The organism is Candidatus Jordarchaeum sp., assembly GCF_052745115.1.
The window spans coordinates 1-10588 of sequence record NZ_JBRAKS010000130.1; the positions used below are offsets into that span (position 1 = coordinate 1).

The 10588-nt window shown below is 47.3% G+C and carries 6 protein-coding genes and 2 rRNA genes; 2 read left to right on the forward strand and 6 right to left on the reverse strand.

Features of this window, described 5'->3' with window-relative positions:
• Both ACUVXA_RS10570 and ACUVXA_RS10575 read right to left on the reverse strand, forming a co-directional pair.
• Positions 1-940 (reverse strand): carbohydrate kinase family protein (locus ACUVXA_RS10570; RefSeq protein ID WP_445871226.1); only part of this gene is annotated, 940 nt, incomplete at its 3' end.
• Between the two features lie 169 nt (positions 941-1109).
• Positions 1110-1895: an HAD family hydrolase gene (locus tag ACUVXA_RS10575; protein ID WP_445871227.1), complete on the reverse strand. Its 786-nt coding sequence runs from the start codon at positions 1893-1895 to the stop codon at positions 1110-1112.
• 205 nt (positions 1896-2100) lie between these two features.
• Here ACUVXA_RS10575 and ACUVXA_RS10580 point away from each other — a divergent pair, with 205 nt between their 5' ends.
• Positions 2101-2223, forward strand: a complete 123-nt coding sequence (locus tag ACUVXA_RS10580; RefSeq protein WP_445871228.1) for a hypothetical protein — start codon at positions 2101-2103, stop codon at positions 2221-2223.
• A gap of 291 nt (positions 2224-2514) precedes the next feature.
• Here the strand turns inward: ACUVXA_RS10580 and ACUVXA_RS10585 are convergent.
• Positions 2515-6433, reverse strand: a 23S ribosomal RNA gene (locus tag ACUVXA_RS10585).
• Positions 6434-6746: 313 nt separating this feature from the next.
• The gene (locus ACUVXA_RS10590) at positions 6747-6911 is read right to left on the reverse strand and encodes a hypothetical protein (protein ID WP_445871229.1); all 165 of its coding nucleotides are present in this window, start codon (positions 6909-6911) and stop codon (positions 6747-6749) included.
• Between the two features lie 172 nt (positions 6912-7083).
• Between ACUVXA_RS10590 and ACUVXA_RS10595 the strand changes: the two genes are divergently transcribed.
• Positions 7084-8445 (forward strand): ATP-binding protein, encoded by a 1362-nt coding sequence (locus ACUVXA_RS10595; RefSeq protein WP_445871230.1) that lies wholly within the window; start codon positions 7084-7086, stop codon positions 8443-8445.
• A 206-nt stretch (positions 8446-8651) separates the two neighbouring features.
• Here ACUVXA_RS10595 and ACUVXA_RS10600 read toward each other — a convergent pair.
• Both ACUVXA_RS10600 and ACUVXA_RS10605 read right to left on the reverse strand, forming a co-directional pair.
• Positions 8652-10152, reverse strand: a 16S ribosomal RNA gene (locus ACUVXA_RS10600).
• Positions 10153-10247: 95 nt separating this feature from the next.
• On the reverse strand, positions 10248-10588 hold a 341-nt coding region (locus ACUVXA_RS10605; RefSeq protein WP_445871231.1), incomplete at its 5' end, for a hypothetical protein.

Consider the following 10588-nt stretch of genomic DNA (forward strand, 5'->3'; position numbering starts at 1 on the left):
TTTTTTTAGAAAATTCTGCCAATTCTTTTCTAGTGGGACTTCCTCTTGTTTCACTTCTAGTTGCTTTAAAAGCTCCCGCTAGGTTCGCTCTCTGCAAAGCCTCAAAAAGGGAGTATCCCTCAGCCAGCGAGGCTGCAAGAACCCCATGGAACGAGTCACCGCACCCTACTGTATTAAGCACTTTAAAACCATACTTTAGAAGCGGAATCCCCTTTATCAGTGTGCTTTGTTTATCTCCAGGCTCAATCAACTGGGATCCTTCTGCCCCCATTTTTTTAACCACCGTTAGAGTCTTATTAATCGGAGAAAGACGCTTTTTCACCTCTTGTGGCTCACTGACACCGGTTAAGTTTTCCACTTCTACAGCGTTCATCAAAAGAATATCAACAAATTTTAAAATATTTTTTAGTGAATCATATCCTTTCACACAGTGTATTCCCGGGTCCCAAATGTTAATAGTCCCACATTTTTTTCCAAGCTCCATAACCCTCAAAATCACGGGAAGCGGGGGATCAACTATGGCCAGTACCTTGGCTTCACGTATTAGTGCTAATCTGCTCTTTTCCTCTATATCCTCTGGTTTAATTTCATGATTTGCCCCAAAAAGGGTGTTGATAAAATTTTCACCCTTAGAATCTATAACGATATAGGCTTGGCCAGACTCCACACCTTTAACCGTAATAATTCCACTGGTATTGACTCCCTCACTCTTCAAAACTTCTTTCTGCCTCTCAGCTATCTGGTCATCGCCCAGTCCACCTATAAACGCCACCTCTCCCGGATTCATCAATCTTGCAGCTGCCACGGCCACGTTAGCTCCCTTTCCCCCGGGAATACGTGTTATCTGTTTCACTGGCACCTCCTCACCTATCTTAGGGAATCTCTCTACAAAAAGATTAATATCGTAGTTTATGGCGCCCATACTAACTATTTTAACCATAAATACCACATCAATCTTGATTTAATATTTTAGTAAAAAGGGGAAATTTTTGATTGATAATCAAGCACCTTTCATAAAAGCATTTCGTTAAAACCAAATCAAAAACCTAATTATAAAAAACAGTAAAATCTTCAAGGAAAAGATGTAAGGCCCAGTAGACACCAAAATCTCAGATTAAATCCAAAATATCTGAAACATTATCCACAGTGAAGTCCGGCTTCTCCCCCTCGTTACTCGGCTCCCTTTTAGCATTCAAATCCTTCCTGACCCTTATCGTGGTGGCCCCAATAGGTTTCGCCCAAGCAAAATCCACCCTCGGATCATCACCCACAACAATAATCCTCTTATTTGAGATTGATTCACCTAAATCCTTTTCTAAACAGCCAATTAGTTCCTCAAGAAACTCTGGTGCAGGCTTGCACACACCCAACCGGTCTGAAGTAAACAGATACCGGTAATGTTTCCCCGCCTCAAGCCCAAACAATCTCCGTTTAATCTCAGCCTCATCATCCTCATTGTTAGTAGCAATCACCACAATGGACTTCTTCATCAACCTCTCAAGCGTCTTACAGGTATCTGGATACGATTTCGCATGAGCCATAAAATAATCCCAATAAACATTATAGATCTCGTCCAAAAAATCAGAATCAAACACTACCCCATTATTTTCTTGAACCTTATCCAGAAAAATTTTCAACCTCAACCTCTTATTATGCCTCTTCGGCTTAAGAAAATGCAGTTCATAGTGTGTCTTTTTCGCATCCTTATAAAACTGCTCCATTTCATCCGCGCTAATCTCCAAATCACAATACTTATTGAGCCTCTTACAAGTCAACTCAAAAATTTTCCTGAAAGCCTCTTCCTCAGGAATAAGAGAGTAACCTAAAGTACCATCCAAATCAAGAATAACCAGCGTTTCACCGTTAACCTGAGATTTTTTCAACCGCTTCTTCAAGAGACTCACCCGTAGCACCTTTAAAACCGAACACAACACAGCTGTAACATGGGCAGAAACAAATAACAAATATTCCCTAATAAGTATTTGTATATTTCGCATCTAAAAACAAAACAATTCGACAATAATATTAAATCAAACCACACCACTAAAAAACAAAAAACACTAAAAAATATAATAAAAAAGCAAAACAAAGGGGGATGCCGTGTACCCTGAAGATACTAACACACAACATCCTCGTAGAGCGATACGCTCGTCACTCAGCCATGTTCTCTCATACCAGGGGAGTACCAGCACCCCCCAAGCCGCTGTAACCTACTTGGGTTAGCTCCCCAATCATAGAGAAAGGCAACCGCCACACTCCTGAAGAAGCCCGTCATATAGGATTATCGCGGCCAAAACAGCCCAACCATTTCCACTACATCATCCCAAAAAAACAGGTCAAATAGTCTTGAAGGCGGGCTAAAAATAACCAAACAAAACAAACTATTGAAACTTTCGGTCAACACCGAATAAAGACAAGCCAAAAAAAGAAAGAACTACTAAAATTCAATTTATATTTAAGAAATTGTGTGAATAAGGCTTTACCTAGTGGATTTCACCCAAAGGACAGTTTTGGGGACCCGTACACTCGGACAGTTGGGGACCGCGGGCTGAACGCCTCGCCGAAGCTAGGCGCGTACACCCCGGTTCCATCAAACCCATCTTTTATGGGCGTCCTCGTCCCCAACAGCTTGTTACAGTCACCTGTCCCAAGCGGTGAACACACCCTAGTGTTGGAGAGTGGCTGCCTCTTTTCGGGACCCGTTTCGGGCTTAGATGCTTTCAGCCCTTACCGGTTACGGCGTGGCTGCCCGGCAGTGCCCCATCGGACAACCGGTAGACTAGAGGCCGCGGAGCCCCGTTCCTCTCGTACTAAGGGCACCCTACCCTCAGGCAACCAACACTCCTAACAGGTAGAATCCGACCTGTCTCACGACGGTCTAAACCCAGCTCACGTTCCCTTTTAATAGGCGAACAGCCTCACCCTTGGCCGCTGCTGCACGGCCAGGATAGGAAGAGCCGACATCGAGGAAGCAAGCCACGAGGTCTATGTGAGCTATTGCCCGTGACAACTCTGTTATCCCTGGGGTAATTTTTCTGTCACCACCAGCCCCCACCAATGGGGACATGATGGATCGCTAGGCCCAGCTTTCGCTCCTGCATCCCGTGTTGTCTAGGATACAGTCAAGCCGGCTTTTGGCCTTGCCCTCTACGGCGGATTTCTGACCCGCCTGAGCCGACCTTAGGGCGCCCTTGATACCTTTTCAGGGGCGTGCCGCCCCAGCCAAACTGCCCGCCTACACTTGTTCCAACGCTCTTTGGCGCTGGTTAGCGGAATAGCCACGGGTGAGTGGTGTTCCATTGTTGCCTACTCCAGTCCCCGAAGAAACTGGGATTAACGGCTCCCACTTACGCTATGCGCTCGCAACCATGCCGCAGGCGCAGGTTGCAGTAAAACTCCACAGGGTCTTCTCTCCCCGTTAGGAGTCCCTAGACTGTTCGCTAGGTTATGTGGGTTCACCGGACCCCAGGCAGGGACAGTGGGGACCTTGTTGATCCATTCATGCACGCCGGTACTTATCCGGCAAGGCATTTGGCTACCTTAAGCAACGATTATACTTGGATTTTTCTTTTATCCGTTTTAATCGTTGGACTATATCTTCACCACACAATGGTTTCTCACCTTTTGTTTGGTGTCTGGCGTATAGTCTCTGGGGATCTCTTTAGTCCGTTTCTGTTATTTTTTCTTGTTCTTTTCGGACTATTTCTTCGGCGTTTTCTGGTTTTTGCTTCATTGTTGCTAGTAGGTCGTCTATTGTGTATTTTCTGGTTGCTTTCATTTCTTTGTGGCTGAAAGCGTAGACTGCTAGTTTTAGGAATGTTTCTGCTTTTTGGTGTTCTTTTTGTTCTAGTCTTTTGACTACTTCTTTGAAGTGATTGAAGCTTTTTGTCTTTATTTCCAGCGGGTATCTTTCGAAGAATGGTATTATTTTTTCTGCGATGTTTCTCCTGCTTTCTTCTATGAATATCTTGCAGTTTGGTTGTCCGGGTTTCGTGATGATTCTTCCACATCTCAGTGCTTGTTGTAGTGCTTTTAACACGTGTTCTGCTTCTTTTTCCAGTGTTACACTGAATGTTGGATCTATCACCCAGCCGAATTTTGTGGTATTATGGGGTTTTATACTTATGCTGAACGAACCTTCACCGTCCACTAGTCCACAGAGGTAGGTGTTTTTCATAGATTGATTTCTTGCTTTTCTTAGCATTCCTTTTTCCCCGCAGTTTTCTTTTTCTTTAAAGTTCTTGGGAATCGGACTTTTCGATTTCCTGCGGATTATCGTTCTTGAATGCCACATTGTTCCCTTCTGGGGAGTGACCTTCAACGATTTTCCCGCATATAGCCAGATTTAACGACTCCCATTAGGATTTTTGTTTGCTGAGAGTCATAGTTACTCCCGGCGTTTAGCGGCGCTTCGACCGATTGGACTCGGCTTTGACGGACCGCCACTGGCCAGGATTCACCTTCCGTACAAACCCTTTCGGGCTAGCGGAAAGCTATGTTTTTATTAAACAGTCCGGCCCCCCTGGTCACTGCGACCTGGTTTCCCCAGTTTTACCTGAAGAGTCCAGGCACCCCTTATCCCAAAGTTACGGGGCTAATTTGCCGATTTCCCTTGCCTGGGTTGATTCCGATACACCTTAGGATGCTCACCTAGGGGCACCTGTGTCGGTTCTGGGTACGGACGCGGAGGATCCTTCCCAGCTTCCTTTTCATGGACTCCAGAGCTTGATCGAACCCCCCTAAAATCGGGAGGCTATTCGCGTTTTCGCCTGGTTCTCGCCGTTACGGCCCTCCCCAGGTTTATGCGCTTAAACGAAGCGATGACTCCGCTCGACCTACCCTGAAGCGTCAGAAGTTGGGCTTGTGTCGCCACGTGTACCTCCGCGGTACCGGAGTATAAACCGGTTTCCCTTTCAACTTCACGAGTTACGTTTAGCTTTAGGATCGACTTACCCTCGGCTGACGACGCATTGCCGAGGAACCCTTGCCCTTTCGGTGGTCGGGATTCTCACCCGACTTTGCTGTTACTACCACTGGGATCTGCAACATCGATCGGTCCACAGGACTTCACAGCCCTGCTTCCGCCCAACCGACGCGCCCCCCTACCGGATCACGGTCCCTGACCGTGCCCTGAGGTCTCGGTGGCCAGCTTAGCCCCGTCCATTTTCGAGGCCCGTTACCTCGGTGGGTAAGCTGTTACGCACTTTTTTAAGGATGGCTGCTTCTAAGCCTACCTTCCCACTGTTTTTGGCAACGGACGCCCTTCAGTTTAACACTTAGCCGGCACTTGGGGACCTTAACCTCAGTCCGGGTTGTTCCCCTCTCGGCCCAGAGGCTTACCCCCTGGCGCCCGTTTCCGGCGTTCTACGGCGCTGGAAGATTCGGAGTTTGAGGGGAAAGTGAAGTCTCGCGACTCCCTGCTTTCCAGTCAGTGCTCTACCCCTCCAGCTGCCTCCCGCCAGACAAGTCTGCGAACTTCTTCGGGGGGAACCAGCAATCACCAGACTAGATTAGTCTTTTGCCCCTAGCCCCAAGTCATAAGAACGAATTGTACGTCAGAACCTTTTCGGGCCTCCACCAGAGTTTCCCCTGGCTTCACCCTGCTCAGGGCTAGATCGTCTGGTTTCGGGTCTCATAATTGTGACTCCGGGCCCTTTTAAGACCCCGCCCCTGGCCAGTCAAGCTGGCTGCGGGCATGTTGGTTTCCCTACGCCTTCAAGGTTGAACCTCTTAGACTCGCCACAACTACAAACTCCCCAGCCCGTGTTTCTAGACGGATCACATGACTCTGGTCCTCTCCCCTGGTACTAATTTGTCGCCAAAGTTTCCTTCGGGGAGGATCTATCCTTTTGAGCCACGTACGTCTATAACTATCTGGTTTCAGGCACTTTTCACTTCGCTTCCGCGGTGCTTTTCAACTTTCCCTCACGGTACTAGTGCGCTATCGGTCTTGGGACGTATTTAGGGTTGGAAGTTGGTGGCTCCCAGCTTCCCACGGAATATCCGATCCATGGTACTCAGGAGACCCCGCCCAACACTTTCCAGATTACGCCTACGGGACTATCACCCTCTGCGGTGAGGCTTCCCAGGCTCCTTCGGCTTCTCCGGTGAAGTGGAGGCAGGACCCTGCAAATCTACATTCCCACCATGTTTCCATGACGGGTTCAGTTTGCCCTTTTCCCTGTTGGGTCGCCCCTACTAGGGGAATCCCTTTTGGTTTCTCTTCCGCCCCCTACTAAGATGTTTCAGTTCGGGGGGTTCCCGTTCCATGACTGGAACACCGAGCGGGTATTAGCCGCCGGTAGGAAGTCCCATTCGGCGATCCCCGGATCAAAGACTACGTGCATCTACCCGGGGCTTATCGCAGCTTGTCACGGCCTTCCTCGGCGCCCAAGCCTAGCCATCCTCCAGATAGCGTGGGTGTATCGGGTCCTTACTTGTTGTCCCTTGGTTTGGTGTCCGCAAGGATAAAGCCTATGCACAGCGATCATCATGAATAAGACGGGAGAGTCTTAACTCACTACGCTCTTCGCCCAGAAACAGTGGGTTCCCGGGCTGCATCTAAACGAATTCTAAATCATCACCATTCGTGTAACGGTGTGATAGTGAAATGGCACTTGTTGCCATAGATTTTAAACTATTCCGAGTTTTTAAGCTTTTGGTATCACGTATTCATTTCACAATAGGTTTACTCGGGAATCTATTACTCCATGTGCCCAGTACATAAATTTATCGATTAAGCTAACTCAGCCTTCAGACTCTATGTCGCCGAAATCGAAAACAAAGCGCTGTAGGAGCCGGGAAGCGGATTCATCGGATTTCTCCTCCACACCGTCAAACAAGTTACTATTTTCGCTTGTAATAACTGTGACTCCGATTCCGCCTAATGCAATAAAATCTTCTTTTTTCAACTTTTTAAATTTTTGGTATATTCACACCGGTTGAATCTAAAATGTTTTAGATAAAGATTTATTATAACAATGTTATAAGAGTTGATTTTCATATAGTCCTTTGTGGTTGCTTGTGGGTTTTGATTCATGGTTTTTGAAAATGCTTAAATACTAATTCTGATTAGTACTAATTATGATTAGGTTTATCGATAGAGTAAGCGAGCTAACTTTGCTAGAATCAGAGTGGAGCAGAAACTGCGCCTGTTTTGTGATTCTTTATGGGCGGAGAAGAATTGGGAAAACTCGACTCATTCTAGAATTTATAAAGGGCAAAAAGGGGATTTTTTACATAGCTGAGGATATAAGCAAGAAGGCGCAAATAGACGAAGTTAAAAAAGTTATGAGTAGATTCTTTGAAGACAGTTTCTTGGAGCGTGTAGAACTTAAAGAGTGGAGGGACCTCTTTGAATACTTAACCAGAATTATCCCGAAGAACGAAAAACTGTTGATTGTAATAGATGAATTCTCCTATTTAATAAGGAGCGACAAAACCATTCTGAGCGCATTACAGAAGTTCTGGGACACTTTCCTAGCCAACACGAAAGTTTTCCTCTTGATCTCAGGATCCCTCCTTGGATTAATGTCCGAGCAGGTATTGTCTTCAGCCTCTCCTCTGTATGGAAGACGGACTCGAGACATTCTCCTAGAGGAAATGCGTTTCGAAAGTGCACGAGAGTTCCTCGAAAGAATGAATTTTGAGGAACAACTTAAAACCAGTATGACCGTGGGAGGAGTACCGGAATATCTACTCAGAGCGAGAGAATACAATAGCTTAGAGGAACTTGCACTCCAAGAATTTCTGAGGAAGGATGGTTACTTTTACAGAGAACCCTACTTCCTTCTATCCCAAGACTTTAAAGAAATTAAAACTTACTTCACCATTTTGAACGCTATAGCATACGGAAACACCAAGCCAACTGAGATTGCAAACTTTGCCGGAATAAGGGGAAGAGAAGTGTACCCATATTTGGAAAACCTGATCCGGCTGGGTCTTGTTGAGAGACTAACTCCAATTGGAGAGCCGAAGAGGGGCATATACTTGATAAGAAACCCTCTCCTAGACTTCTGGTTCAACTTTGTCTTCAAAAACAGGCAGATTATTGAAATGGGTTCCGTATCCCTAGAAGATGTTGGCAGCCTAGCAGCATATTACGGGAAAAGATTCGAAATCCTAATTCGCGACGATATTTTTCATAGAATCTTCAAATTTCAAAAGGTTGGAAAATGGTGGCACAAGGAGGAAGAAGTTGATTTGGTGGCATTCGACGAGAGCAGAGAGGAGATGCTTTTTGCGGAGTGCAAGTGGCAAGAAAACGTTAACGCCAAAGAAATATTGGAAAAACTAAGAGAACAGACAAACAGCATAAGAAAGTACACAGACAAAAGAAGAGAGAACTACGTAGTCTTCGCTAAAAGCTTCAAAAAAAGGGTAAAAGAAGAAAACACATTCTGCTACGATATAAACGACCTAGAAAACCTCTACCAAAAACCTTGAACAAACCACCCTCCCAAAAACAACAACCAAAAAAAGAAAAAGAAAACCACACCAATCCAACAAAAACCAAACATTAAAAACACGGTTAAACCAAAAAACAAACGCCACAACAACACTGACAATCAAATGCAATAAAAAACAAGTGGCTGAAAGCTCAACAAACCACATACGCACAAGCTGGACTCACAGAGCCCATATTTTTCGGAAGGAGGTGATCCAGCCGCAGGTTCCCCTACGGCTACCTTGTTACGACTTCTCCCTCCTTGCAAAACCAAGATTCGACACAGCCCTAGGGACTGCGCCTCGTCCCAGCTTTACTCGGATGGAGCGACGGGCGGTGTGTGCAAGGCGCAGGGACGTATTCACCGCGCGATGATGACACGCGATTACTAGGGATTCCATGTTCACGAGGGCGAGTTGCAGCCCTCGATCCCAACTGAGACTAGGTTTGGGGGATTACCTTCACCTTTCGGTGTTGGGACCCATTGTCCTAGCCATTGCAGCCCGCGTGTGGCTCGGGAGATTCGGGGCATACTGACCTGCCGTGGCCCTTACCTTCCTCCGCCTTATCGATGGCAGTCCCCTTAGTGTGCCCGGCAACTGTTTAGAGTTCCGCTGGCAACTAAGGGCAAGGGTCTCGTTCGTTGCCTGACTTAACAGGACACCTCACGGCACGAACTGGCGACGGCCATGCACCTCCTCTCAGCTCGTTAGGCAAGGTCGTCAGCCTGGCCTTCATGCTGCTGTCGCTCCCGATAAGATTTCCGGCGTTGAGTCCAATTAAACCGCAGGCTTCACCCCTTGTGGTGCGCCCCCGCCAATTCCTTTAAGTTTCAGCCTTGCGGCCGTACTCCCCAGGCGGTGGACTTAACGGCTTCCCTCCAGCACTAGGGCAGCTCGTGGCCGCCCTAACACTTAGTCCACATCGTTTACAGCCAGGACTACCCGGGTATCTAATCCGGTTCGCTCCCCTGGCTTTCGTCCCTCACCGTCGAGCGCGTTCCAGTCGAGCGCCTTCGCCACTGGTGGTCCCCTCAGGATTATTGGATTTCACCCCTACCCTGAGAGTACCCTCGACCTTTCCCGCCTCCGAGTCCAACAGTATCTCTAGCAGCCTAACGGTTGAGCCGTTAGATTTAACCAGAGACTTACTGGACCGGCTACGGACGCTTTAGGCCCAATAATCATCTTGACTACTCGAGGAGCTGGTTTTACCGCGGCGGCTGGCACCAGCCTTGCCCTCCCCTTATTCCACCGGCTGCTTACACCGGTGAAAAGCCAACTTTTTCAGTTGGCACTCGGGTTGACCCCGTCACACTTTCGTGCATTGCGGAGTTTTCGCGCCTGCTGCGCCCCGTAGGGCCTGGGGCATTGTCTCAGTCCCCATCTCCGGGCTACCACTCTCGTGGCCCGTACTGATAATCGGCTTGGTGGGCCTATACCCCACCAACAACCTAATCAGACGCAGTCTCATCCTCAGGCGACGCCAGAGAGCATGCCTCTGGAATCTTTTGGAGAATTCACCGTTCCAGGCCGAGTTCTCTATCGGGGATTAGCCTCAGTTTCCCGAGGTTGTCCCCGTCCTGAGGGTAGATTGACAACGTGTTACTGAGCAGTACGCCACGTCTCTGCATTGCTTGAGGCGTGCGGCTTGCATGGCTTAGTCTCAACCCGATAGCGGTCAAGTCCGGCAGGATCAACCGGTTTTGGGATGGTGCGCAAGGCTTTTTGGGGTCCAGCTTGTTTTGCGTTGGTTTTGCTGAGCTTTTCTTGGGTTCGAATCGTTCTGACGCTTTTGGCGCCTAGTTTTTCGAGCCTTCATTTTTTGTTTTTGTTGTGCCATAACGGAGTTTTTTTGTTTGCGATCCTTCATGTTTGGTGCTTCGACCATGTTCGGGATCGACGCCGGTTGTTATGGCTTGGTTTTGCGGGATTGTTTCCGCAATTATGGTTTCGGATTGTTTTAATATAACTTTTTCGGTTTTTGTGGATTTTTTATTTCCATATTGTTGTAATGAGTGGAGGTTTTTATTTCTTTTCTTTGTTTTTGGCATTGGTTTTGCTGGTATGGATGATGAGGGGGGTGTTTGGTGTTTTTTCTTTTTATTTTGTGTTGTGTTGTGTTGTGTTGTGTTGTGTTGTG